This window comes from Euryarchaeota archaeon, assembly GCA_016207515.1.
In the GTDB taxonomy this organism is placed as follows: Archaea; Thermoplasmatota; SW-10-69-26; order JACQPN01; family JACQPN01; genus JACQPN01.
The window spans coordinates 1-25,796 of record JACQPN010000010.1; the positions used below are offsets into that span (position 1 = coordinate 1).

Annotated in this window: 24 protein-coding genes; 4 read left to right on the forward strand and 20 right to left on the reverse strand. The window is 64.5% G+C overall.

Going from position 1 to position 25,796, the window contains the following annotated elements:
• Positions 1–132: 132 nt before the first annotated feature.
• Complete coding sequence (locus HY556_04495) at positions 133–1,203, reverse strand: TIGR04084 family radical SAM/SPASM domain-containing protein (protein MBI4393045.1); 1,071 nt, start codon at positions 1,201–1,203, stop codon at positions 133–135.
• Between the two features lie 131 nt (positions 1,204–1,334).
• A complete protein-coding gene (locus HY556_04500; GenBank protein ID MBI4393046.1) occupies positions 1,335–1,868 on the reverse strand; it encodes a hypothetical protein in 534 nt (177 codons plus the stop codon).
• A 154-nt stretch (positions 1,869–2,022) separates the two neighbouring features.
• On the opposite strand from HY556_04500, the gene HY556_04505 reads away from it, so the two are divergent.
• A complete protein-coding gene (locus tag HY556_04505) occupies positions 2,023–2,739 on the forward strand; it encodes a hypothetical protein (GenBank protein MBI4393047.1) in 717 nt (238 codons plus the stop codon).
• Positions 2,740–3,114: 375 nt separating this feature from the next.
• On the forward strand, positions 3,115–4,287 hold the full coding sequence (locus tag HY556_04510; protein MBI4393048.1) for a hypothetical protein: 1,173 nt from the start codon (positions 3,115–3,117) through the stop codon (positions 4,285–4,287).
• A gap of 188 nt (positions 4,288–4,475) precedes the next feature.
• On the opposite strand, the gene HY556_04515 is transcribed toward HY556_04510, so the two are convergent.
• The 16 genes from HY556_04515 to HY556_04590 all read right to left on the reverse strand — a co-directional run bounded on the left by HY556_04515 (position 4,476) and on the right by HY556_04590 (position 23,029).
• Complete coding sequence (locus tag HY556_04515; protein MBI4393049.1) at positions 4,476–5,201, reverse strand: molecular chaperone TorD family protein; 726 nt, start codon at positions 5,199–5,201, stop codon at positions 4,476–4,478.
• Position 5,202: 1 nt separating this feature from the next.
• Positions 5,203–6,087 (reverse strand): hypothetical protein, encoded by an 885-nt coding sequence (locus HY556_04520; protein ID MBI4393050.1) that lies wholly within the window; start codon positions 6,085–6,087, stop codon positions 5,203–5,205.
• A 19-nt stretch (positions 6,088–6,106) separates the two neighbouring features.
• Positions 6,107–7,234: a dehydrogenase gene (locus HY556_04525; protein ID MBI4393051.1), complete on the reverse strand. Its 1,128-nt coding sequence runs from the start codon at positions 7,232–7,234 to the stop codon at positions 6,107–6,109.
• A gap of 4 nt (positions 7,235–7,238) precedes the next feature.
• Positions 7,239–10,748 carry a molybdopterin-dependent oxidoreductase gene (locus HY556_04530; GenBank protein ID MBI4393052.1) on the reverse strand — a complete coding sequence of 1,170 codons (3,510 nt, stop codon included), beginning with the start codon at positions 10,746–10,748 and terminating at the stop codon, positions 7,239–7,241.
• A 152-nt stretch (positions 10,749–10,900) separates the two neighbouring features.
• Positions 10,901–11,653 (reverse strand): sulfite exporter TauE/SafE family protein, encoded by a 753-nt coding sequence (locus HY556_04535; GenBank protein MBI4393053.1) that lies wholly within the window; start codon positions 11,651–11,653, stop codon positions 10,901–10,903.
• A 3-nt stretch (positions 11,654–11,656) separates the two neighbouring features.
• Positions 11,657–11,992, reverse strand: a complete 336-nt coding sequence (locus tag HY556_04540) for a carboxymuconolactone decarboxylase family protein (GenBank protein MBI4393054.1) — start codon at positions 11,990–11,992, stop codon at positions 11,657–11,659.
• A gap of 69 nt (positions 11,993–12,061) precedes the next feature.
• Positions 12,062–13,063, reverse strand: a complete 1,002-nt coding sequence (locus HY556_04545; GenBank protein ID MBI4393055.1) for a hypothetical protein — start codon at positions 13,061–13,063, stop codon at positions 12,062–12,064.
• A gap of 19 nt (positions 13,064–13,082) precedes the next feature.
• On the reverse strand, positions 13,083–14,261 hold the full coding sequence (locus tag HY556_04550) for a 4Fe-4S binding protein (GenBank protein ID MBI4393056.1): 1,179 nt from the start codon (positions 14,259–14,261) through the stop codon (positions 13,083–13,085).
• A 403-nt stretch (positions 14,262–14,664) separates the two neighbouring features.
• Positions 14,665–15,663, reverse strand: coding sequence for a GTP 3',8-cyclase MoaA (gene moaA, locus HY556_04555; protein MBI4393057.1), 999 nt, complete (start codon positions 15,661–15,663; stop codon positions 14,665–14,667).
• Positions 15,663–17,123, reverse strand: a complete 1,461-nt coding sequence (locus HY556_04560) for a 4Fe-4S binding protein (GenBank protein MBI4393058.1) — start codon at positions 17,121–17,123, stop codon at positions 15,663–15,665. Before HY556_04560 ends, moaA begins: the two co-directional genes overlap by 1 nt.
• Positions 17,120–17,794 (reverse strand): molecular chaperone TorD family protein, encoded by a 675-nt coding sequence (locus HY556_04565; GenBank protein ID MBI4393059.1) that lies wholly within the window; start codon positions 17,792–17,794, stop codon positions 17,120–17,122. Before HY556_04565 ends, HY556_04560 begins: the two co-directional genes overlap by 4 nt.
• Positions 17,787–18,020, reverse strand: coding sequence for a hypothetical protein (locus HY556_04570; GenBank protein ID MBI4393060.1), 234 nt, complete (start codon positions 18,018–18,020; stop codon positions 17,787–17,789). Before HY556_04570 ends, HY556_04565 begins: the two co-directional genes overlap by 8 nt.
• Positions 18,017–19,321, reverse strand: a complete 1,305-nt coding sequence (nrfD, locus tag HY556_04575; protein MBI4393061.1) for a polysulfide reductase NrfD — start codon at positions 19,319–19,321, stop codon at positions 18,017–18,019. Before nrfD ends, HY556_04570 begins: the two co-directional genes overlap by 4 nt.
• Positions 19,322–19,323: 2 nt before the next feature.
• Positions 19,324–20,058, reverse strand: coding sequence for a 4Fe-4S dicluster domain-containing protein (locus HY556_04580; protein ID MBI4393062.1), 735 nt, complete (start codon positions 20,056–20,058; stop codon positions 19,324–19,326).
• 2 nt (positions 20,059–20,060) lie between these two features.
• Entirely contained in the window at positions 20,061–22,715 is a 2,655-nt protein-coding gene (locus HY556_04585; GenBank protein MBI4393063.1) for a molybdopterin-dependent oxidoreductase, read from the reverse strand.
• A gap of 11 nt (positions 22,716–22,726) precedes the next feature.
• Complete coding sequence (locus HY556_04590; protein MBI4393064.1) at positions 22,727–23,029, reverse strand: twin-arginine translocase TatA/TatE family subunit; 303 nt, start codon at positions 23,027–23,029, stop codon at positions 22,727–22,729.
• Positions 23,030–23,923: 894 nt separating this feature from the next.
• Between HY556_04590 and HY556_04595 the strand changes: the two genes are divergently transcribed.
• Entirely contained in the window at positions 23,924–24,214 is a 291-nt protein-coding gene (locus HY556_04595; protein ID MBI4393065.1) for a hypothetical protein, read from the forward strand.
• Positions 24,215–24,335: 121 nt separating this feature from the next.
• On the forward strand, positions 24,336–25,082 hold the full coding sequence (locus HY556_04600) for an enoyl-CoA hydratase/isomerase family protein (protein ID MBI4393066.1): 747 nt from the start codon (positions 24,336–24,338) through the stop codon (positions 25,080–25,082).
• A gap of 59 nt (positions 25,083–25,141) precedes the next feature.
• On the opposite strand, the gene HY556_04605 is transcribed toward HY556_04600, so the two are convergent.
• Both HY556_04605 and HY556_04610 read right to left on the reverse strand, forming a co-directional pair.
• Entirely contained in the window at positions 25,142–25,345 is a 204-nt protein-coding gene (locus HY556_04605; protein ID MBI4393067.1) for a hypothetical protein, read from the reverse strand.
• A 5-nt stretch (positions 25,346–25,350) separates the two neighbouring features.
• Positions 25,351–25,794 (reverse strand): hypothetical protein, encoded by a 444-nt coding sequence (locus HY556_04610; GenBank protein ID MBI4393068.1) that lies wholly within the window; start codon positions 25,792–25,794, stop codon positions 25,351–25,353.
• Positions 25,795–25,796: the final 2 nt, after the last annotated feature.

Consider the following 25,796-nt stretch of genomic DNA (forward strand, 5'->3'; position numbering starts at 1 on the left):
AGGGCCGGGAGATCAGCCGCGAGCAAATGGCCCAACTCAACCTCCATCCGGACGCGTTTCACGGCGACTGGAACTACACGATCACGCCACGCGGACACCATCGGAAATAGAGCGATAATTTTCTAACGAGCCCTAAGGAATGATCTCGGTGGTGTTGTTGAACGGTGGGTACGCGATTTCCTCCCGTGTCACGCGACCGGCGGCCATTAGGGCGTCCACCTTGGGGCGGGCGTCCTCCATTTCCGCGATGAGATGCTTCACGGTCCGGCATACTAGGTCGAACTCCTTCCTCTTCGCGCGTCCCTCCATGTTCGCGAAGAGACATCGGCCGCCACAGACGTTTGCCACCGGGCAGCTGCGGCACGGTCCCTGCATCTCGAGGCGGTCTTTCAGCGTCTCTGGATCCACTTGGTCGAGTGTGCCGAGCCGGTTCCATTCGTATTCCGGGCCGATCGGACACGCGAGTATCCGACCGTCGGTCGTGATCGCGAAGGCGTCCCGGCCCGCCCCGCATGGAAGGCCCTTGGCGCCGGAACGGAGGCGCTCCATGACGCCTTGGAACGGGACGATCCCCAGGACCCGACCTCCACGCATCTCTTCGAGCCAACGCTTCTTGAGACGCGTGATCCCCGGAAGGTAGCTCTTCTCGATCCAGCCTCCGAAGTCGGTCCACGACCCTTCGGGGCTCCAGATCGCGTTGAGTTGCCAATGGACGTGGTCGAAACCTTGCGACAGGAGATGGGTCACATCTAGGTAGATGTCGGACTCCTCGCTCACGGTCATGCGCGCGACGAGATCTCCTGAGAAGCGGGGGCGGATCTTGGCCACCTTTTCCATGACGTGTCCGTGGATTCCGGGACCCCGGTGCGCGTTGGTGACCTCGGGTCGCCCGTCGAGCGAAACGAGGATCGTGTCGAGTCGGCGCACGCAGTCATCGGGGATCGAGTCCAAGAAGAGCCCGTTTGTCTGCAGGACGAAGTGCTTTGCCTGAACACGGTCCATGATCTCTCGCACCAGGGATACGCGTAGGAGCGGTTCGCCCCCGTAGAACGCCACCACGGCATCCTTGTCCCTCTCCACGAGGGCCCGGAGCGCTTCGGTAGGGTAACCGACTTCGCGTGGCATCACGGATGCCGGAAAGGAGCCTCCACAGTAGTCACATGCGAGGTTGCAGACCCCCGTCGTTGAGACTATGTAGAGCATGGGAGTCGCAACCGGTCCCCACCATAAAGCCTCGGTGGAATCCACGCCTCATGGATGTCGAAGCCGCCCTCGCGCCCGGAGAAAGAATCCGCAGGGGCGAGTGTTTCTCTCGCCGCCAATGACCACCGGTCTTAACCGATTTCCATGCGCAGCACGAGCATACCCGGACTCACTTCGGTCTCGGAAGATTTTCCAAGAAGCGATTTGGCGCCCGCGGCCAGATAGTGGCGGAGGAACAACGTGTACTTCTCGCCGAGGTCGTGGCGGATCTTGACCGTGACCGTGCGGCCGCTCCTCGCCACTTCGGTCTGTGCTTGTCGATAGTATCGGTTGATGAAATCGATGTACTGGAGGAACGTCTCGGGCGTCGCCTGGCCGAACCAGAAGAGCGAGATCTCCCGCGGCAGGTGGGCCCCAAGGTCCTCCCCGATCCGCGCGATTGTGTCGTCGTCGAGCGCGTCCAAAAGGCTTCGAAAGAACTCTCGCGACATCGCGACGTGACCGAACTTCTCCGCGAACCGGCCGTACCGCGAGTAGCGAAGGAGAATCGAGGCGATGAGGTGGTTCACGCTCTCGCCGCGGGCCTCGGCGTCGGCCTGGAGGATCTTCTCGACCTCGGCTGGGAGACGGACGCTGCGGAGGACGGTCTTTTGGGATGGATTCACGATGCGCCGACCCATTCGCCATTATTAAGTATTTCCACAGTACGCGCCAGCATTCGCCATTATCAGGTATTTCCACAGTACGCGCCAGATGTGTTACGATGTACACATCGACCTCTTGGGTCACGACGCCTACAGTGGGTCGGTGACATGAACCATGGAACTGATGAAGCGCGTAAGAATCGTAGGACTTGTCCTCGTGGCCGCCGGTCTTGCCGTGGCCGGAGGCGGCTTCCTCTACGGAATGCCTCAGGCGACCGACGGCCTTGCTTCGGCGCAGGCCTTGTATGAGGCCCAGGGCGTGAAGCTGAGCTACAACGAAGCGGGTCAACTCGTCGACCGCGGGACCCCAGAAGGCGCTCAGAAGATCCTCGCGCTTCTGGAGCAGGACTGGAAGTACCCGGTCAACCACAAGAACCTCGACCCCAACGATCCGCTCGTCAACACGCGTGACGAGTTGATGTATCAGTACGCCACCATCACGTACCATGTCCTCCACAGCGAGGTGACCGTGAAACTGACCGACAAGGACGTTCCGATCACCTATCAAGGCGTGACCTACGACAAGCCCGGTGAGTACAAGATCCCCGTCGGGAAGTTCTACGCCCAGCTCGACCGCACGAACCCGATCGAAAAGCAGCTCCGCGACGCGTGGACGCCGCAGGCATTGGCCCTGACCGGGATCCTTGCCACGGGACACGCGAACCAAGCGGTGGGCGACCTTGCCGCCGCGACGACCTTGGGCATAGGATCGGTGGGGCTCCTGTTCGCGGTCGTCGGAGCCGGCCTGCTCTGGGTGAGCCTCGCAAAGGATCCCGTGCCCGATGCGAAACGCCGTGCGGCCGTAGCGGACGCCATCCTGTCGGTGAAATAGCGACTCTTTGGCCCTGTCCAAGTGCACCCGCGAGGGTCCACAACCGGGTGGGATCCTCGAGCCTCCACCCGTGCATCTTCCTCCAAGCGTGTCGCCTCCCCTCACGCTTGGAGGAGGACGCTTTTCGCCACGCCCCGGTCCGTTGTTTGTCGCACGCTCACCCGTCGCACAATGGTGGCTTTCTCGTCGCCGAAAATCGTGGGAGTACTAATGTAGAGGGGTCGGGACTGCCAGGGTCCGAGGTAAATGGTCCAAGAAGGCGACAGCCGCCCCGACGGGCGTACTCAGACTGGTTGCGCTGGGGCGTGCGCGGGCTGCGAACAGGGGCCGCAGACCCGGCCGAGACAGGATCCCCCAGATTCGCACCCAGCCCACGTGGAGACGCAAGCCATCACTGCACGCGTCCACCTCGTCGTCAGTCTGACCTTCTTTCTAGCAGGGCTCCTCTGGCTTGTGTGGACCGGACCCACCTTGGCCGGTCTCATAGGTTCCGTTCCCCTCATCGCGATGGGGGCTTTCAGCATCCTGATATTCGGGACGAGCCGGCTCTTGCTTGCGGGCGCGGGCGGACGCCGGGTGGCCGGCTCCGGTTTCGTGCCGTTCGTGCCGCTCATCCTCGTTTCGATCGGGAGCGGCGCGGCTTTTCTGTCCGGGAACGGGGACGATCGCTTGGCGGGGGACGGCGTCATGCTCTGGTCGGCCGGTATGATGGTCCATGTGGGGCTCATGGGGGCCACCGTCCGCCGCCCCAGGATCGTCGGCACGGCATCGCAACTTGCGCAAGGTGCAGGGATGCGTCTTCTCCACGGCGCGGCGCTGGCGTATGGAGCGGCGACGATCATCGCGATCCCGCTCGCCTTCCGCGGAGCAATCGCGCTGCCGTCCGCCTATCACCTGCTTCTAGCGGGCTTCGTCACTAACACTCTCATGTCGGTGGCCTTGAGTTTGCTTCCACGCTTCACGTCGGTCCATCCGCCACCACGGGTCGTTGGCCTGATCGCGGTCCCGGCCGCGGTCGGTCCCGTCCTCCTTGCTTTAGGCATCGTCGGCGATCCGACCATATTCATGGTCGGGGCGATACTGGAGGCGAGTGCGCTCATCCTTTTTGCCTGGACCGTGTTCGCGCTTCTCGTGCGTTCGACCGCGAGGCGGCCGAGCTTCGTCGCGTACGGGTGGGGCGCGTTGGCCATCACGGCCGGTGCGGCGCTCGGCCTGCTGTTCGCGATCGACCCACCGCTCAGGGCCTTTGCGCCGGCTCACGCGTTCACGAACCTGTTGGGATTCGTGGGGTTCTTCATGCTGGGCGCTTCCATGGACATGTACGCCCCCGCGATCTCCATCCGGGCCGCCCGGTTGCGCGGCCAATGGGTCGCGACGATGGTCTTGGCGATCGTCGGACTCTCTGGATCGGTGGCGGGCGTCCTGCTCTCCTTAGACATGGTCGCGCGCGGTGGACTGGTCCTTTATTCGATGGCGTTGCTGATTCACGCTTTGGGCGCCGTCGCGACGCTTAGGAGGACCGTGGCGTTGCGTCCCATGGCCGCCTGACGTCCATCTTCTTCGCTTGCCACAGGTCTTCCATGGTCGCCTTGGATTTTCCGGCCCAAGACTTGACGCGGATGGTCGCTGCGTGAGGATACCCGGCCGGGGGCGGGCAGGCACCTGGCCGACTTTGGTAGGACCCGGAGCGCCCGAGGTACGGGGGCGCGGCCGGCTGGTCACCGGCGCTTTCTTTCCTAATGCCCGCCCGGGGTGGCCGGGCACCCGCCGCATGCGTGTTCGTCCGGTCCCTGGGCGAGCATGTCGCTCCATGCGGGCGGCGCCGCTGGGTGGAGTCCGAGGGCGTGGACGTCTCCCTCGACGACCGTGCGCGTCAGGCGCGTGATCTCCACGAAGAACGGGTTTGCCCCCGAGGAACCGACAACCTCCTCCATGCGGCCGAGAAAACGCCCAGTGTGCGACTCGAGGAACTTACGCGTGGCGTCGAGGCAGGTGGCAGCGCCTTCTGCATCGCCCGCACGCTGGAGGACCGCTTCCCGGTGGCCAAGCGCGTAGAGGAAATCCAGTTCGAGCGCCACATGGTCCACACGGTCTCCTCCCGGGGCCGGAGCATAACCGAAGGCGCGGTAGAAACCCGAGATATCGGCAAGTTCACGCGCCTGCATGAAGGCGTGGGATGACGTGTAGTCCGTTTCGTAGGGCGAGCACGAGATCCTGCCCCCGAAAGTCGCATGGTAGGCGCCCTCGAAGGATTCGGCGTCGGCGAAGATCTCTCCTGCTTGGCTCAAAGTCTTGATGTTTCCCGACTCTGCCGGCGGTCCATCCGCGCCGTTGATTCGCGCGAGGCCCTCGCGCCACTCCGGGCTGCGGATCACCGCCCACGAGCGCCTGTCCGCGGCCAGGAAGCCCCATCTAAGGAGCGCGTACCGCTCCATTCGCGCCTCGGCGTCGGTGGGGGACATCTCATCCCTTCCTCAACGGAGGGTCGTCGCCCCCGCGCGCGTTCTCCATGCGCCGGCGAATGGCCCATGCGATGGCCGCCGCGGTGGCACCGGCCGCGATCGCGCCGGGTGTCGCGATGCCCGGGATCGACGACTTCGGCTTCTCGTCGGATCGGCCCTCGATCTGGAAAGAATGCCACTCGTAGGAAGGACTCTTGCGCGCGCCGACCTCGCCCTCGCCACCATCCCAGACGGCGAAGTTCATGGCTCCCTGCCCGCCGACCTTCAATGGCGGATATTGCGCGGGCAGGGGGCGAAGGAAGACGACGCTCCATGCGCCGTTTTCGAACGCGCTCTTGATCTGCAGATCGGGGTCCTCCGTGCGTGTCAGAGTGCCAAAGCCCTCGGTGACCATGACGTTGGCACGGCCTTCGTGAGGACGGTCCCCCACCTTGGCGAACGCCGCGTCGTTGGAGGGATTGTAGTAGTCCGCGTACTCGGGGTAGTGCGTCGTGCGGGCAGTCTCCTGCGCGATAGGGTCTTCCCAGTCCGGCTTCCACTGCCAGACGACGACGGGCTTCCCGGGTCCACCCATGAAGAAGGGCGGCAGTTCACCCGGGAGGGCGGGGAACATCACGGCGCACGCGTCCCGGTGGCTTCGGATGCCGACGTTGCCGTCACGCTTGGGATTCATCCACGAGAGGCGCACGCCGAATCGGCGACCATCGGTGAGCGCCTGCACGTCCAAGGCGGTGACGGCACCGCCACCGATGGGAAGCGTCATCTTCTGGGACGAGAGGTCGACGCGATAGGGCGGGCCGGCTTGCCACGCGGCGTCCGCGGGCGAGAGGGGGACCTCGTCCACCTTGCGCGCGAGGATCTTGGCCGTTTCCGCAGGTTGTGCCATGGTGTCTCGTTCCTCCTGTTCACGTGATGTTGAGTCGCGGGATCCCGAGGGCCGGATCGAACGGGTCGCGAACGACTTGCGGCTCGTACAACGGCGTCCGCGCCACCTCTTTCCCCTCGGCGTCGTACCCGATGGCGTCGTCGCCCTTGATCGCGAAGCGTTCGATGATTCGGTCGGTGCTTCCGAAGAGTTGGATGAGACCCACGATCTCCGGGTCGTCTTTGGCATTGCGGTACGTCTCGACCGCGTGGGGCACGCCGGGCCCGAACATCTGGATGAGCGGTTCGAAGGGGACGTGGATGGGGGGGATGTAGTAGACGTTGGGCTCAAGGCCGAGCTGTGGGTAGAGCGGGAGGCCCAGCTTCTTCTCGTGGACGAGGAAATCGAGAGGGTTGTCGGGTCTCGACTCGTCCGGGGGGCTCAGGAAACCGTTGATGCGGATCTTCCCGATGCAATTCTGCACGCATTGTGTCTGAAATCCCTTTTCGATCTGCGGAAAGCACGCGATGCATTTCTCTGAGACCTGCGTCGTCGTGCGGAAGAACGGCTTCTTGTAGGGGCATCCTTTCACGCATTCACGGTAGCCGCGGCAGCGGTCCTGGTCGATGAGGACGATACCGTCCTCCTCTCGCTTGTAGATGCTTCCTCGCGGGCACGCCGCGAGGCATGCGGGGTACGTGCAGTGGTTGCAGATGCGAGGGAGGTAGAACATCCACGGCACGTGCGGGATGAGCATCTTGACACCCTGTTGGACTATGTCGGCGACCTCGTCCTCCCCGATGTTCGGGTGCGCGTAATCCTCGTCCTCGGGACGATACCCGAGAACGCGCTCGCCGGAGGGCTTGGCCTCGAAGATCGTCTTGCCCCTGTACGTTTCCCCGTCCCACTCTTGGGGGCCGAGGAGTTCGAGGACCTTCTGGTCGTAGGCAAGGGGAAAGCCGCCGCGGGGCTTGGTCTCGACGTTGTTCCAGAACATGTACTCCTGACCGCGCCCGCTCGTCCACGCGTTCTTGCACGCGATGGTGCAGGTCTGGCACGCGATGCACTTGTTCGTGTCGAAGACCCAAGCGACCTGCCGCTTCGGGCGACTACCCTCGTACATGTAGTCCATCTCACGGCCTAGTTGCCAGTTGTAGACCTTGGGCATGGGATCAGATCCTCCGTATGTAGCCGCCGGCAACGAAACGCTTCACGGCATCCGTCTCGTACCCGGGTCTAAGACCTAGGGCGGCGGGTCGCCAAAGACCGCCGTCGGGGGCACCAGGTTCCGCGCGCGTGAGTCTCACGAACGATTCCTTCGGCGCGCCGTTCACGGTGTAGATGTCGACTTCGTATCCCTTTCCGATCTCTTGGCCGAAGAAGTTCTTGCGCGCCACGTCCTCGCCCATGAGGGTGGGTCTTAGCCAGGCGCGCGTCGCGGACTGGTGGGCACCGTAACGGAACATGGCCTGATAGCCGGTCGTGGGGCTTCGCGCGAGGCCGTCCGGGTTCGTCTCGTGGCCCTTCACGCTCCCGAACGTCGAGACGTACATGTTGTGGAACGTGCGCGCGACGCCGTGAGGGATCCCTGGGTAGTAACGTGCGCGTAGCAGGCCTCTTGCGACCTTGTATTCCTCCGTGCCGGTCTTCCAACCGCGGTAGGGCCGGTCGCCTGGGTCCCCGTCAAGCCAGACGTAGTCCCCGTCATCGATACCGAGTGACTTGGCGTCTTCGGGATTGATGTCAACGTATCCTTCCCCGACCCATGGCGTCCGCTTGTCGCGGCGGTACATGTCGCCAAAGGGGCCGAACCAGACCGCCATCATGTCAAGATCGACGGGCGTCGTGTGCGCGCCATGGCGGTACTTGGGTGTGATGTAGACATGCGAGAAACCGCGGGCGCGCAGGGGGTGGCGCGTCGCGACGAGCGCGTCGGCCGTGACCATGACGTTGCGGACTTGACGGCTCTCGGAGTCCAGGTCCGACGTCTTGAATCCCCAGTCCTCCGGTGTCTTTGGCGCGATGAACGAGTGGGGACGCGCGACGATGACGTTGGGCTCGTAGACCGTCGCATCGACCGGCTCGCGATGGACGGGAAGATTCTCTCCATGATCCCGGAAGTCGGACTCGTCACGGTAGAATTCGAGGCGCCCCGTCTTCGTGTACCAGGGTTTGCTGTCGTGGATCTGCTCATAGCCCATCGTCTTCGGGGTCGTCCGCGTCATGAGAAGCGCGGGAATGCCCTGCTTCGCCTTTTCGTGCAGTTGGGCAAAATCGTAGCCCTTGAGCGTCGCGCTCGTGTCGATGATGCGCTGAAGGTATACCTCGGGTCGTCCCTCAAGGGCGAACTTGAAGTAGTCGCTTAGACGCGCGTCTCCCGTCTCGCGCGCGAGAGCATCCGCGATGCCTGCGACGATATCGAGGTCGGAGCGCGTGTCGTGCAGCCGCGCGAATGGCGTGACGGGGAAGACCTGGAAGAACGGGTTCGTGACGCTCGCCGTGAAGTCTGGACTCTTCGTCTCGGCCCAGGAGTCGACGGCGAACACGATGTCGGCATACTCGCACGAGGCCGTCCACCACCAGTCGGCGACCGTGATGAGCTCCATGCGCGGAAGCGTGTTGTTCACGACGTCGTAGTGCCACTTCGCGTTCCCGATGATGCTGTTCGAGTTCGACAGCATCAGGGCCTTCGACGGCGTAGGCATGTGGCTTGGGCCGGTGAAGAGCTTCTTTCCAGCGCGCAGCGGCCGGTCACCGTAGTTCCAATAGTGCGCGGATTCGTACTTGAAGAGCTTGCGCTTCTTGACCGCCGAAGCGGCAAGGGCGGGATCGAGCGAAGGGGCGAACGGGTCCTCGGTCACCCAGGTGGGAAGGCCGTTGAAGAACGCCGACCGGTAGTTGCCCGCATAGGAACCGACGTTCCCGCCGGGCTTTCCGACGTTGGCGGTGAGGGACGCGACGAGAAGGACTGCGCGATCCTTGAGGTCCGCGTTGAAGAAGTGGTTGGGCCCCATCCCGCAGGCGAAGAGCGTCTTTCCCGGATGGGCGGCGATGTCGCGCGCGAGACTCGTGACGGCCTCGGGCGCGAGCCACGTGATCTTCGAGACCGACGCGGGATCGTAGCTTTGGGAAAGGTGCTCACGCAATACGGCGAAGAGGGGCCGAGCGTTCACCTTCTCGCCGCCCACGAGCGTGACCTCGTGCGCGCCATCGAGGTCAGGCTGGATGTCGCCTTCGAGGAACCGCGCGCCCGTGTCGTCCATGGTCACGACGCGTGGCGCGTTCGCGGCCGCGTCCCATACGACGTAGTCCCCCCACGCTTCGCGCAGCGCCGTCGTGAGGATCGGCTTGCCCTGGAGGCCTGGTGCGACCGCGGACTCGCCCTCCTTGAGGACGAGGACCTCCGCGAGCTCGGCCGGAGCGTATCCCGGGATGATGTCACGCGCATTCAGCCGCTCGTGCGTGTCGGTGCGCACTAGGAGGGGAAGGTCCGTGAAGGCCTTCACGAAGGCTTCGTCGTAGAGCTTCTCGCGGAGGATGACCTCGGCGAGACCGAGGGCGAGCGCGGTGTCGGTGCCGGGGCGGAGGATGAGGACTTCGTCGGCCTTGTTGGCGGTCGCTTGGTACTCGCACGCGATGACGACGACCTTCGTGCCCTTTAGACGCGCTTCGGTGAGCCAGTGGCTGTCCGGCATCTTGGTCGTGATCCAGTTGATACCCCAAAGGGTCACGATGTCGGCTTGCTCCACGTTCACGAGGTCCCAGTCCATCGTCTGCTGGCCCGTGACCAGGGGGTGGCCCGGCGGGAGATCGGTGTGCCAAGCATAGCTGTCCCACCCACGTGCACCGTATGCGTGGGCCGCGTCTACTTCACGGATGCCGGCGTCGAGGAGCGCGAGGCCGTTGGCCAGTCTGTACATGGCTATGAGGCGAAGCGCGCCGAGAAAGGCCATGCCGCCGCGGATCTTGATGGCCTGCGTCCCGGCGCCGTGCATGGCCTCGATCATGGACTCGTCGTACTCTTGGGCACGCAGGCGACGAGCACCCTCGTCGCCGGAGTACGTTCGGGCGATGTTGTCGAGCGCCTTGGCGGTGAGGGTGAAGGCCTCGTCCCACGTCGCCTTCACGTAGGTGTCACGGCCGCGTTGCATGTACTCGGCGGCTGGTCTTCCGTCCTCGCCGCGGGGAAAACCGGCTTCGGCCCATCGCTTGAACCCCGCGCGGATCATGGGCGATTTCGGGCGGCGGTTACCGTGGATTCTTCGCAAGAGCGCCAGGCCCTTTTGGCACAGACGCGGGTCCCAACGCGCGCTCATCTTGTTGCCATAGATGTCCGTGGCCTTGCCGTAGCCGTAACTGGGCCCGATACGCACTATGTAGTCGTTCTTCACGTAGGCCTTGAGATAACAGTTGTGTGTATCATTGGGGGCGCAAAGGAAGACAAAGGACGAATCTTCCAAGAACAGGTTGCGATAGATCTTCTCCCAACCTCGATCCGGGTACGCCTTGAGCGGGTTGTCCACCCGCACCACGGGCTGTAACGCCGCCAGGGCCGGGCCCTCTGCGCGGGCTAGGATCCCTTGAACATCGAGTAGATCCTCCGCGAGGACGGCGCCCGCACCCGCGAGGGCGGCCTTCTTCAGAAACGTCCTGCGATCGAGCCCCGGATCCGCGCTGGTCACGTCCTGCCCCGTCCGTGTTCCGTCGCATCCTTCCGTCTCGCTACGTCGCACGCCATAGAACCATTCCCCTCGTCGATGTCCGAGGAGCGAGAGAATCACCCATGTTTATTGTCCCTGACGTGTCAGGTTTTCGGCTTTTCATCGGAAGGAGATCAGAGTAGCGCGGGCGCGAGAGTCCTGGTGGCAGCGATCGCAAGTACCGCCCCGAGAGATCTTTGGACCGTGAGAGCCGACAACCTGAACGCGCCGACCCTTGAACCCAGGAGTCCACCGAGGACGGCGAACGGCCCGAGGGCCCAAAGTAGCGAGAGATCGAGATCGGTCAGGAGAGCTCGCGCGGCGAGGCCGCTCACGGAATTAAGTACAATGAAGGCCGCGGCGACCGGTGCGGCGCCCTTCGCGTCCGTCCAGCCGGCGAGGATCAAGAGCGGGCTGAGGAATATCCCGCCACCGATGCCGGTCGCGCCGGCCAGGAAACCGAGGCTCGCGCCCGCGCCAAGTGCTGCGAAGAAGAACGTGGGCGATCCTTCCTCCACGATCGGACGTGATTTCAAGGTCGGAAGCAAGAGAAGTCGCGCCGCCGCGAAGAGAAGCGCAGTGCCGAGGATGAGCGCCTGCACGCGCGGCTCTATGTGATGGGAGCCCCCGATGAACGCGGCGGGGACCGATGCGAGCGCGAACGGTACGAGGACGCGTGGCCTGAAATGCCCGGCGGCCTTGTAGTTGGCGAACGCTATCCCCGCGACGGCCACGTTGATGACCAGGACGGGTGCTGCGACGTCGGCCGGCGCGAAACCCGCCAGCATCAGGACCGCCAAGTACGCCGTGGCCCCCCCGTGGCCGACCGAAGAGTAGATGACGGCGGCCACGAAGATGCCAATCGCGACGAGCCACCCTTCGAGCATCGTTCAGGTTTTCCTCGCTTGCCCCTTGTGCTCCGCGACGGTCTCGTCGATCCACGTCTGCGTGGCGACCGCGCTCGGGAACCCGATAGTCGTCGCGGCAAGCAACGCGGTGTGGCGCAGTTCCTCTGTCGTTGCCCCGGCCCCCAGGGCCCGTCGTGCGTGCGCGTGGACGGCGCCTTCCAGTCGCGCCCCGATGCTGATGCCGAGCTTCACAAGCGATTGGGTCTTGGCGTCGAGCGGTCCGGCGCGCGCGCAGGCCGAACCGAGTTGGTCGTGCGCCGCCGCGATCTCCGGGTGCTCGTCCTTCAGTTTGGTGTACGCTTTGGGTAGTTTTTCCATGGTTTCACGTCCCGTTTCGTCTTCTTGGGATGATAACTATGCTTCCCCGTTCTATGCCGTGAGGCGAGCTCATGAGCGGTCACTCTCCCGTTGTCGCGGCCGTGTCTCGCCGTGGACCCGGCGGAGGTGGTCCTTGAGCCCCGCTTCGCGTAGCGTGGCGCCACACTGCGAGCACGCGATGAAAGCGCCGCGCTTGCCCGGTGGAGGCTTGCGTCGCGAGTTGCCAGTCGCACCCCAGAGGCCGACGCGTCTCGCGACGAGAAGTCCGCCTCCGATCACGGCGACGAGCAGGGCGGCTGCGGTGAAGACCTGCGAATACCGTTCGGTGATGGGGGCGGGTTCGCCCTCAGCGGAGGCGAGGACGGCGAGGTCCCACGCATCGTACGAGGAGTTGCTATGGTCGCCGTTCGCTGCGAGGCCGGCGAGCTCCATTGTGACGGGACCTGTCCCGGGCTCCGGAGCGGTCCATTGGACGCGCCACTGCCGTTGGTTCGCGCCCTCGTGGGTGAAGCTGAGTTCGCCCCACGTCGAAGGCGCGAATGGGGTCTCTTCATGGCCGCCCGCCGTCATGTCGTGCCAGGTGTCTCCCTTCTTGCTCAGCATCACCGCGTCGCTGGCGAGGGGGACGGCGAGCTTGCCGGCCGACGCGCGGAGGTTGAAACCACCCGCGTGGCCACCCTGCGTCGTCACGCTTGGCGGTCCGCCAAGGATCGAGATCTTGAGATCGTAGTTTCTCCCTGGCGCGTACGTCTGGGGAAACCCGTCGAGGACCACCTCGACGTCGGATGCGGGAGACGGCGAGTGACAGACGCACCCGGTCGCGGCGTAGCCGACGATGCCGTGAGGATTCGCCTCCGCGGCCGAAAACGCCACGAGGAGGAGAGCGATGGCAGCGAGCGAGACCTTCAGCGAGGCGCCGACGCGGCGAGCGAACCGCCGCCCGTGGGCCTTTGGCGCCTGTTCGCATCCATCCCGGGCTGGTGGCGCGTCGCAGACGTCGGCCGGGCCTTCGCGTAGGATCCCTCGCGGGCGGGGCGCCCAGGTCTTCCCACGGGACTGGTCCGCAGGCACGGTTTGAGGCATCGTCCGTTCACCACCCGCCCTTCGAGTCCGCCCCACGGGCGTTCAATATCTCGCGAGCCTCTTTTCGAAAGTCGATGGGAAAGGCCTCGGCGCCGACGTACGCGGGGAAGACGATGGGAACGACCGGGAACAGGTCCACGATCGACCAGAGATCCATCCATAATCCCCGGGCCGGCTCTGTGGGCCCTATGACGCGGACCGAATCCCCGATCTGGCCCGCCCTCTTCACGATCTCGTTTACGGCCACCGCGGATTCCGCGGCCCTGGATATCGAGGCGCTGCACGGTTCGGTCCGCGGGCACGCGACGAGGACCATCCCGCAGGCGCCCCGGCGAAGGCTCGCGAGCATCAGGCCGGGGCTCACCGCGGCAGCGCACGGGACTTCCAATGGGAGCACCAGCCGCCGGAGCCTCTCTCGATCCCGGTCGCCCGTCACGGACGCGAGGGCGGCCGGCGAGCCGACGAGGAGGAGGGGCCCATCCCGCTGCGTGCTTTGCAACAGGAACTCGATCCGCCGAAGGAGTGAACCCTCCGTCGACCCGGATAGCTCCAAAGCACCCGAGGGGCAGGCCGCGACACAGATGCCGCACGAGACACACGTCTCCTTCGAGACTCTTGCGGTCCCGTTGGTCGCGATCGCGTTCACGGGACAGGCGTCGCGGCAAGTGGTGCAACCACGCGCCGCTTGGCACTTTTCTTCACTCACCACGGGCACCGTGACGGTGACGGGGACCACGTACGATCTCGCGGGCTCAGTCTCTGACGCCTCCCGTACCCGTCGCACGTCGATGACGTGCCTTGCGTCCTTGCCGAGCGGGCGGTAATCCGTTGCAGAAGAGGCGGTGGCCGCCGCCAAGAGCGCCAGCGTCTCGAGGGGCATGGGCCCGTGCAACACCGTGGAAACGCTGGCAGCCGGAATGGCCTCGAAGTTCATGTCGTCCACTTGCGAAAGCCTCGCGAGCTCCGCCGTGAACGGCGACAGGTCGCGCGTCCCGTTGGACACGGTCACGACGCACTCCGTGCCCTCGGCCACAAGATTCGGGGCGATGCGTCGTGGGTCGGGGGGGATCGTGTGCGTCAGCACGATCGTGAACTGGGCCGGCAGGAGAGATCGCAACTTTGCCGCGAGCCTCTTTCCGGGCACGCCGCGTCTCGCATCGTCGACAACCACGACGGCCGTCTTCATTCTTCGTCACTCCCCGCGTTCGACCGCGAAGGCGCATGTTCCGGACGTGGTGTCGAAAGGACCTCCTGCACGTCTAGGCCCTTCATCGCAGGCGCCGTACCGATCTCGAAGGCAATGGCCGCACGTTTGTGGAACCTCGGGTACGCCCCCTCGATGGTCCCGGTGATGGCCCTTTGCCTGGAACCGGCGGCGAGGTGGCGGACCAAGTGCTCACTCTGTCGATCGAACGTCCGTGAGAGGGCCGGGTAGGTCGCGCCCCGCCGTTCCCCCGTAGGCGCGAGATCGGCCTCCACGAAGCCCCGAGCGTGTCTCTCGAATCTGGCCCGGGATCGTGGCACGCCTAGTGGCGACGCCCTTGACCGTGATGGCATTCCCGACTTGGTCTTTCCCCGTGTATCCGCGATCACGGCTGCATCACCGCCGCTTTTACGTCCTCTTGACTCCAGAATGGCGCGCGCCGACTCGCAGCCTCGGTGAAGAGTCTGGAGATCTCCGGGCGCCCCGCCCCCCGGCGAAGAGGTCCAAGGACATCGACGAGGTTGTCGTCGCGCATGAGGCACGGTTTGAGGAGTCCATCATGGGTAAGCCGAAGTCTCTTGCAGGCGCGGCAGAAATCGGGATTGTACTGCGGACGCGTGACTTCGACCGCTGTGCGGGCCAGTCTGAACCTCATGCGTCCGTGGAGCCGGTGCCGTTCCTCCGAGACCGCCATGCCCTGCAATCGGGTCTCGAAGTCCGCAAGGTCGATCCTTTCCTCCAGCAGACCCGGAGGTGAGCCGGGAGGAGCGTGGAGCTCGATGAACTGTACCATGACGCCCTGGGATGCGGCCCACCGGATGAACTCATCGAGACCGTCGGTGGTCCTCCGGGTGACGACTGCGTTGACCTTGACGGGGTCGAGGCCGGCCGCCACCGCCTCGCGGATGCCATCGAGCACCGGTTCCAAACGCCCCCCGGTGGCCTTCGCATACCCGGACGCGGTAAGAGCCGGTAGGCTGACGTTCACGCGCGTGAGGCCCGCCGCCTTGAGTCTTCGCGCGTTTCGCCGCAAGAGCTGTCCATTAGTGACCAAGGAGACCTCTTCGAAGAGGGGCGCCGCGCGTGCGACGATCCTGGCTATGTCGCGCCGCAGGAGCGGCTCGCCTCCGGTGATCTTGAGAAAACGGATCCCGAGGTCGCTCGCCACCTCGCATAGGGACTCGACCTCATCCGCGGTCATGATGTCGGCTCCCGGCCGCATACCCTCACGGTGGCAGAACCAACAGGCCAGGTTGCAGTCGCTCGTCAGGCTGATGCGCAGATCGTCGACCGGGCGTCCGAACGGATCTACCAATGGGCCGGCGCCGCCAGCCGTTGCGATCATCGCCGGTGTGCATTCGCCGCGACCGCTCCCCTTCCCCATCAGGCCACCCCCTTCGCGCGGCAATCGAGGCAGAGGGAGGCCCAGGACGGTGAGTCGACAGTGCCGATCATGGTCAAGATGCGCCTCTGCATGGAGGCGGACGCGATCACCGAGCTGCACTTCCTGCAACTGACCACGGCCTCGCGTTTGAGCACGCGTCGGCCCGACTCTACGAGCGCCGAATCAGCCACCCTCAATAGCCTGATGGCGCCTTCTTTCGGCTCGGGACACGCCGGGAGGCACAGTGCGCACCCGACGCAGAGCGAGGGGTGGAACGCGATGTTCAGCCCCGTACCCGTCTCTTCCGTCCGCAGTGCACCCGTGGGGCAGACCATGGCGCACGTGCCGCAAAGGGTGCACGCATCGCCTAGGCGGATCTCGCCGAGGCTCAGCGCGGGGTCCTCGATGCGAAGCGACCTATTGGTCGCCGCCGCGAGCGCCGCCACGACGCGCGGCGGCGCATCGTGGTCGAAGGGGAGCGTGACGGATGCCCTGGGCATGCCGTTCGGTGCGGGCTCGACAGTGAGGCGTTCCGGACCACAGACGAGTCCATCCGGAAGATCCGAGGCCTTGAGGATCGCCTCGGCGGCCCTGGTCGATCGGGGCTGTCCCAATCCTTCTGTGGCAGACGTCTCACGGGCTGACCGGCATGCACTTGTGCAAGGGACGAGAGCGACCTGGGAAGCGCCAAGGAGGAGTCCCGCAATCAACCAGGTCGGCGGCACCATTCTCGTGCACGGGACCTCGACCGGATACCAGCCCTCGGCCATCGGGAGAGGGACGTTACCCGCGCAAGCGAAGACGAGGCCGGCGGGAGCAGGGGCGGTTTCGAGGATGGCGCGAACTTGCGCCTCGATCATCTTCGACGAGAACGCGGGATCCATGAGTGCCCCCGTCGGGCAGGCGGAGACGCAAAGGTCGCATCCCGTGCATCTTCCCGGATCGATCCTCATGAGGCCGCCGTCGGTCTCGATCGCTTCAAAGGGGCATGCCCGCACACAGGCGCGGCAGCCTGTCTGGAAGGCGCACCGGCGCGGGGCGAGGACGGGAATGGATTGGTACTCGAAGTGGACTCCCGTGAAGAGCGCCCGGCGGCTGAGGCTTCGTGCCAACCGGGCCTTGCGGCCCTCGGGAGGCGAATCCTCGAACGCTCGCGCGCGTGCCACGGCTGCGTCCACCATTACGGGCCGACCGTCTCCCTTGCCGGGTGGTGGGGGGATCTGGATGCCGAGCGGGTCGAGGCCTGCCCTGATGGCAGCCGCCTGGAACTCGGCGATCAATGGCCTTCCATCGCAGAGCAGAAGGACAAGACGGTCTGACCTCGTGGCCTTGATGCGGCGTTCCGCCTCGTCCGGTCGGTGGCAGAGATCCCTGACGCACTCCATCACCTCATCGGCGCCCTCAAGCCCGAGGTCGCCATCCGGGCGATCCGCGCATAGGAGCACAAGTACGCGCCTCACGCATCGACCTCCTTCACCGCGGAGCCGCCTAGGGCCCGCAATACGGCGACATCATGCGCGAGAAACGCCTGTGCCGAGTCGACGACGAGCGCGTGGAAGCCGAACCGATCGTGCGCGCGCACTGCGTCGCGGAACCCGGGGAACCATCGCGTGACGTGACTCTTGAGAAATGTCAATTGCGAGTCGCGGATCGCTTCCGCCGCGTCTGCGTTCGTTTCCTCGAGCGCACGGGCTTCCGCCCCCGCGAGGACGGCCAAGACCTCCAGTTCGACCGACGCCTGGTCAGGCCTTCCTTCGAGGCCGCGCACCGCTTCGATGCCGTGGTCAGTGTAGAACCGCGTAAGCTCCGCGAGGTCTTCTCCCGGGCCGCCTGCCTTCGTGCCGAGGTACTCGAACCCGAACGGGGGACAAAGGACGCCCTCCGCGTTGGAGGCGAAGAGGCGTGCGTACGACGCACGGGCCGCTTCCACGTCGACGCCGCGCGTGAGGGTCTTTGCGAGCCGACCGAGTTCCAACCTCAGGGGAAGCGACGCGGCCCCATCGGCCAGAAGTCGTCCCGCTTCATGGTCGAGTCGCTCCAGGCGGGCGGGGTCGGGGAGGAGGAGCGCGGAGGCGTGGAACCCGTAGAGTCCTTCACGAAGCGAAGCTAGCCGACCTTCGCCCTCATTCAACCTTCCCCATCCCCCTGTCGGGCAGGATCTCGTAGACGACCGCGGCGAGGAACACGAGTGTGACACCGATGACGAAGAGGCCCGGTGCGAAGGGAACGCGCGGATTGCTGAACTCCTCGCTCGACGGGGGAAACCCCCATGGAGCGGCGAAGAGGAAATAACTGGTCACCATCAGGACCGCTCCCGCCGTCACCATCGCGAGGGCCACGACACCTCTGCCCCTCATTGCGGCCCACTCTCCTCGACTGGAAGGATCGGGAACGCCTTCATGAAAAGAAGGAAGAGCATCGCCCCGAGCGCGAAAAGGCCGAGGATGACGCCTATCTCGACCATGGTGGGCGAATAAGAACCGGCCTCGTACGGCATCAGCATCCCCACGGTCTGCGATGGCACCACAATGAGGTAGCGCTTCTCGATCGCCGCGACGTTCACCATGAGGCCCACGAGGACCAAGGGCCCGATGGACCACTTCTTGGTGAACGCCATCCAGACGAGCGCCGCAGCCGAAAGGGCGAGCAGCGCGACCGCCGACCAATAGATGCCGGAAAACGCTCCCGTGAGCATTGCGGCGGTCACGCGGGCGTCCGCCGCACTCGCGGCGTAGACACCGGTGAGGAGGTCTACCAGGATGAAGTAGAGGTACGTGAGCGTCAAGACGAGGAGGAAGAGACCCAGCAGCTTGAAAACGGGTCGCCCGAGTCTCTGCTCTTCGCCGAGGACGCGCCGCAGAAGGGCCGCGACGACGATGAGTAATCCGACACCCGAGACTCCCGCGAGTACTACGAATCCCGGCGCTTGGAGCGCGCTGAACCAGCCCGGTCGGCCTACCTGCAGGCCGAAGACGAAACCGAGTGTCGAGTGGGCCGTCACTAGCAATGGGACGATACCGAGGGCGAGCCAGAAACTAGTCTTCCGGTGCCGCTCCCGTTCAACCTGCGTGTCCCTGTACCCGGCCGCCCACATCCTATGGAGCCATTGTAGCGGGCCCGGATGCTTGGCACAGATGGCCGCGTCGCGGCGTGCGTCTAGGTAGAAGTAGACGAGGCTCGCGAAGAGGTAACCCGACGTGACGAGGGTGAAAGTGCCGAAGAACGGCGATTGTGGCCTCGCGTAGAGGAAGAGGTTGATGAGACCGCGCTCTGGTCGGCCGATGTCGATTATGATGCTCAACGCACCCAGAATGATGGTGATGACGGTGAGAAGCTCCGCGATCCGAGCGACTGGCCGCAGTTCCTTGATGTCCATCAGGCGGATGAGCGCCGCAATCACTATGCCGGCGAAGCTTACGCCGATGAAGTAGACCACGAAGACGATGTATAGGCCCCACGGGGCACCGCCCATGGTGCCGACGTCGCGCATCCCTGTGACGATCTCCCCTTCCTCTAGCTGCCGCCAGTACTGGGAGAGGCCGAACGCGAAGATGGCGGCTGCCACGAGGAACGCGATCCACCAGCCTGCCGTCAGCTTGCCCACGCCGTACGGAAGGCCATCGATTGCCCGCTCCTCTTTACCCGTAGCCATTGCCATGTCTAGAGCCTCCCTTTCACCGTTTCAATGGGTCTCGACTCCGCGGTGGGCGGAGTGCCGCCGATGTAGTGGACGCGGGGCGACGTGCCTGCCTCCTCGAGGAGCCTGAAACTCTTGTTCTTGGCGAGAAGTTTCGAGACGGAGCTGTTCGGATCGTCCAGGTCGCCGAAGATGAGGGCGTCCACCGGGCAGTTGGCGACACACGCGGGTTGGAGTCCCTTATCAAGCCGGTGCACGCAGAAAGTGCACTTCTCCATGACACCCTTGTAGTGGCCGCTGCCCGAGACGAGCCGGCCGTCAGGACCGAAGCGCTTGTCGTGGTCGGGGTTCTTGTACGGGGGAACCGCGCCTCCCGTAACAGCGACGATCGAGGGATCGTGCCAATCCATGTATTGCCGCTTCTCGGGTGCTTTCCAATTGAAGTAGTTGACGCCGTAGGGGCAAGCGACCTCGCAGTAGCGGCACCCGATGCAACGCTCGAAATCGGTGAGCACCAGCCCGTCCTCGCGCTTGAAGCGGGCGCCGACGGGGCAGACTTTCACGCAAGGCGCGTTGTCGCAGTGCTGGCAGGGACGAGGAAGGAAGGTGACCTTCGAGTCGGGGTATTCGCCCTCCTCGAAGCGGAAGACGTGCATCCAGAACTCCGCCTCCTGCGTGTTGTTCTCGATCTTGCACGCCATCATGCACGCTCTGCAACCCATGCAGGCGTCGAGGTCGATGACCATGCCGTGCTTCACCATCAGGCGACACCTCCGATGTCCTTGGTGACGCTGACCTTGACGTGGAACGACTGGTCGGCGGTCATTCCGACATAGCCCGGACCGGTGAAGAACAGCGCGTTCGCGGTGGGTCCTTGGCCGACCGATCCGGTGTGCCGCGCGACATTCCCATAATGGTGGGGTAGGCCGACGACATCGGGCCGGATGGTCTCTCGCAGGGCTGCCCGCACCCTGATCTTTCGCGTCTCGCCCGTGACGGCGTTGTGCGATTCGACCCATACCCAGTCACCCTCGCCGATGCCGTGGGAGCGCGCAGCCTCCGTGTTGATCTCCAGCATCTGCTCTGGAGCGAGCTCCGCGAGGAGGGGAACCTGCGAGGCGCGGCCTTGCTTGAACTCTATCTTCTTGTAGGAGACGAGGGTGAAGGCGTACTTCGCCGGGCTCGAATCCATCGTGGGGGCGCGCCAAGTGGGGAAGGCCGTGTAGTCCAGCCAGTAGAGCTTGTTCGCCTCCGCCTCGGAACCGAAAGCCGTCTTCATGGCGTGCTGCGTTTCGACCAGGGATGCACCATAGAAGCGGTGGACTATGACCTTCGTCGGGTCCAACGCACTCTTGAAGGGCGGGCTGCTTGCGAAGCCATAGAACTTCTTCGCCGACACGGCACCTTTGACCTTGACTCCGTTCTTCTCGAAGAAGGAGACGCCCTCGGTTATCCCCTGCTGTCTTGCCCAGGCGTCGAAGACTGCGCGCGTCGTCGGTTTCGTTTCAGTGGGAAGGGCGTTCGCGTCCTTCAGCCCGAGCACGCGGTTCATCTCCGCGATGAAGCCCTTCGCGCCCGTCAGGTCGCCCGTCTTCTCGCAGAGATCGATGTAGATGTCTATCTCGCCCTTGGATTCGAACAACGGATCGGTGACGGGGACGCGGATGACGGAGGCGTCGGTGTACATGTCGCTCCCGCTGTTCGGTCCTTCGTACTTCTCCATGGTCGCCGCGGGCAGGATGACGTCCGCGAAAAGGTCGGCCGTTCGCGACATCCAGGGGTCGATCGCTGCGACGAACCTGTACTGCCCCAACATGCGTTCGATGTCCGGTTGCGACGCGAAAGAAACGCTCATGTTTGCCATGTGGATGAGCAGGACCTCGGGGATTGTGGCCGGATCGACCCCCCATTTGGCGGGGTCCTTGAAAACGGTGGCGATGACGCCGGGATTGCCGCTGTTGATCGGGTAGTACTTGCTGTCCGCGAGCGCATAGTTGTAGCCCGTCGCCTTGACCTTTGGGTGTCCGAGTTTTTCGTAGTTCTTGTACTCCTTCCACGTCGAATCGATGCGCTGTCCGCCGACGGCCTCGACGGCGCCAAGAAGCATCATCACCATCAGCATGATCCTGATGGCGCCGAAGCCGTGCTCCTGCTGCGACATGTGGTATGCCATGATGCTCACAGGGCGGTAGGGTAGCTTCACGCCCTCGAGCTCGATGGTGCTTCCGATCTGCGCGTTCTCGACCAGGTCCTTGGCGACTTGGCGGATGGACGCCTCCGGGACGCCGCACACCGAAGCGGCCCACGTGGGAGTATACTGCTCGACGTGCGTCTTGAAGAGTTCGTACCCCGTCTTCGCGTTCTTGCCGTCGATCGCGTAGCTCCCCTCGAGGGCGGGGGTCACGCCTGCCGCGTCGAACGGAACGGCGGTGCCCGTGGCGGTGTCCCAGACAAGTTCCTTCGCCACGTCGGTCTCCTTGCCGTCCTTTGTGACCTTGACGGTCTTGGTGAGGAAGAGCCCGTCCTCGCCGACGAGATATGTCGCGTTCGTGTACTTCGTGAGGTATTCGCGATCGATCTTGCCACCTGCCATTATCATGTGGGCGAGCGCTAGTCCGAACGCCATGTCGGTACCGGGCCGTATCGGGATCCAGTCGTCGGCGTGCGGACCGGCGCCGCGCTCGCGCGGGTCTATGTGGACGACCTTCAGGCCCCGGTCCTTTGCTTCGACAAGTTGCCGGTTCCACGTGATCCAGCAGTACTTGTTCCCGCCGCCGTTCGTAAGGTTCCAACCCCAGGACAGGACGTACCGCGTGTGCTTGAAGTCCGGATGCAGAACACCGTGGGGACCGATCGTGTACTCGCAGGCCCGGTAGCCCGCGTCGCTGCAGTAAGCGCCGTGGCCGAACTTGACGGTCCCGAGCGCGGTCGTGAGCGCGTCGTCATAGATCGTCTCGGACTTGCTGCGGCCCTTCTGCCAGACGATGCCCTTGTTCTTGGCGCGCGCTTCCTTGACACGGTCGGCGACGATGGTGAGCGCTTCGTCCCAGGAAGCGGAGCGGAAGGTGCCGGGGACCCCCTTTCCGTTGGTCCTCACCAACGGCGTCTTGATCCTGTTCGGGTCGTAGAGGCATTGGATCTGTGCGATGCCCTTCGGACAGAGTTTCCCGACATTGCGCGGGTTGTTGGGGTCTCCTTCGAGCTTCACGACGCGGCCGTTGATCTTGCGGGCGAGCATGCCGCATTCCTGCTTGCCGATCCAGCACGTCGTGGGCACCCACTCCTCCGTCAACGGCGCAGGCGCCCCGTCGGCCGCCTTCACGGTCTCAAGCAGCGGCATCTCCGACATCTTCATGGCGACATAGGTCGCCGCTCCGGTCGTCGCCGCAGCCTTCACGAACGTGCGTCTTGTCATGCGCATGTTCTTCACTCGCTCCCGTTCGCGCGTTTCTGGGCAAGACCTCCCATGCGGGCTTTCTCTTCCGGATCCTCTTTTTCTTCGTCGTCTGTGGGACCGGCCCGCTGCGCCGTCTCTGTCGACTCTGCGCGTCTCAGTTCCTGCTCCAGTTCGCGCTTTCCCTTCTCGTACTCGCCCTTCGCCTTGCCGACGCTGCGGGCAAGCTCGGGGATCTTGTTCGCTCCGAAAAGGAGGACGATGACGACGAGGAGGAGTCCGATCTCAGCGGGGCCGAGGTTGAAGGCGAATATTGGCGGCAGTTCGTTCAGCATGGTGTCAGTGCTCCGATTCGTGTGGTCATTGCATCACGTTCTTTCGAGGATAGTGTTCCGACGGACCGGCCCGACCGGGGTTGATCGTAATAGGTCGGGTCGGCCGACGGAAGTGGATGTTGCGTGGCGAAGAGCAAGCGCCTTGCATCCATGCGGCAACGACAGGGGTGGGTCATCACATGCTTAGGTCGCAGTCGAACCGCAACGTAGTATTGTTGCCGCGCCACCATCATCCACCTGATAGGTCAGTAGAAACAAGCCATTTCAGGAGCGCGAGCGTTTCTCTTGGCTGATTCTCGGACGTGATAAGCGACGGGCGAGTGGATACGGGGGGAGGGGAAACGCCCTCGGAGGCCGCGGGGTCTTATTGCCGCCACCGGACTGGTCGGGCGTTTGCATCTTTTGACGCGCCAGAAGATCCGACGGACCAGGCGCCTCGACGGATCCCGTGCCACAAGAAGGCGCATCGCGGCGGAAAACGCCGGAGTGATGACGACCCACGGCTCGCCCGTCACGAGCGCGTTGTATGAAATCCGGCCCGCGGGTACTGAGCGACGTCTCGGGCAACGCAAGAGAATCCGGGAGGCGCGGGTCCCAGTGGGCTTGGTTGATTAGGTCAAGGACCTTGTAGGGGAGCCTCCGTGCCCGCGCCTCTCGGTGTAGGGTTCCGTAGGTCCGGCTCGGGTCTTCTAATCTTTCCCGGACTGGTAAGGATAGGGATGCGTCCGTCCTCTTGGCAGTGACGCCTCGCGAACATCGCAAACTGATCGAAAATATCGTGGTCACGGATGAGGCCCTTGCCACCCAGTCACCTCTTCTCGGGGACGATGCGACCGCATTTCGAGATTGTCCGGACGGTGCCCGCCGGCCTTGTACCGGAGACCTGGTCTAGCGTTGCTACACTTCCAGGATCCGAGTTATCCCCTGTTCACCACGGATGCTGCAGGGTCGTTGCGAAGGGTCGGTTTTCCGCCCATCGTGGCACGGTCGTACTGGTCCTATGTGAAGGCGATCGACGTGTTGAAGGAAGCTGTCCCCGCATCGGCGGTTCCCGAGACGAACTGGTTTCTCGCGCGCCTCATCCAAGTCGCTCTCGACTGGTGGAACAGACCGCCTTCTCTATTGACCTCGAGGGAATCGCCGGTTCTCGCCGACGAGCCCAAGGCATCAACCCCGGACATGTAAGGTGGAACCGTGATCAGGTGTGCGATAGGCGCCGGGTGCCCCCATGCGTGGTCGGGGCCCACGGATCGCCCGATGACGATGCACGGAATGGCCAAGTACACGTCTACTCATTCCCCGTCCAGTGCCCGTAATACGCCAGACGAATGGTCACGTGCTTCTGTTGACGATCGACCGCCCCGAGGCGATGAACGCGCTCGACCCCGAAACGAGCGACGCGCTCACCACCGAATGGCTGCGTTTCCGGGACGACGAGGCACTCCGCGTCGCGGTCCTCACAGGTGCGGGCGACAAGGCCTTCTCGGCAGGCATCGACTTGAAGAGACTGGGGGAATGGTATGGTCGTGTCCCACCGGAGCGGCGCCGCGAAGTGTGGGACCGGGAACCAGGCCTCGGTGGGATCACCCGCAACCTCGACGTCGGCAAACCCGTCATCGCCGCCATCAACGGCCACTGCCTCGGCGGCGGACTCGAACTCGCCCTCGCCTGCGACATGCGGATCGCGAGTGAGAAGGCCACGTTTGCGCTGCCCGAGCTGAAGTGGGGCATCATCCCGGGCCAGGGAGGGACCCAGCGGTTGCCGCGGACTGTCGCTCCCGGTCACGCGCTCGAAATGGTCCTCTCGGGAACGGCGATCAGCGCCCGGAGGGCATACGAGATCGGCCTCGTGAACGCCGTCACGGCGCCCGCCGAACTCATCCCGAGTGCGCTCCGGTTGGCCGAAACCATCGCGTGTAATCCGCCCCGCGCCGTGAAAGCCGCGCGTGAGGCGGTGCTACGAGGGCGTGACATGCCGCTTGCGCAATCGTTGGGTCTTGAGCGATCGCTCGCCGAACCGTTGGATGAAGCGTTCGAAGATCGGGTCGGCTAGGGCCCCGGGTAGACAAGCTAAGGCGAGGGGCGGGCCCAAGTGCCACCCGTCGCGGTTCGTCAGCGGCCGTGGGTGTCATCGCGTCCTTTCGCGATCGGTTCGGCGGGATCGCCGGGGTCGGGTTTGGCGCCTGCTCGGTGCACGATGATCTCCAACCTTATGGAGGAGAGGAGCATGGCGATGGCGACCGCGAACAAGAGCAGGTCCCCGTCGCCGAAGGAAAGCCCGAGATCGGGAGGGGGTGCCGTGATCAGCGCTGCCACGGGCCTCAGCCCTCGCCCAGTCTGGCTTTCGCGCACGAGTTGCCAAGGCAGGTTTCGTAGTCCCCGGGTTGCGGCGGTGCCGGCGTCCCCCAGACGTGATCCAACGCGAGGCCGAATCGCCCTTCGGGATCTTCCCGCGGGTGCAGAGCCAAGATCACTCTCTGCGCTGGTTCGATGGGGCGGGAGAACGGCGTGTCGCCCCAGTAGGCGGGGATCTGGTGTTGTCCTCCATCGACGGGTCCAGAAAGCGTCATATCGACGCCTCCGGGCCCCACGGATGCGGGCGCGCTGCCCCGGTTGTCGATGACGAGCATCAGGTGGGGGAGCGGGTCATCGTTCCAAGGTTGCCAATGGGCCGCGACACGCAAGTCTGGTTCCGCAAACGCCACCGGCGCGGCGCATCCGGTCGCGAGAACCATCAGTGAGAGCGTGGCGATTCCAGCTCTCATCT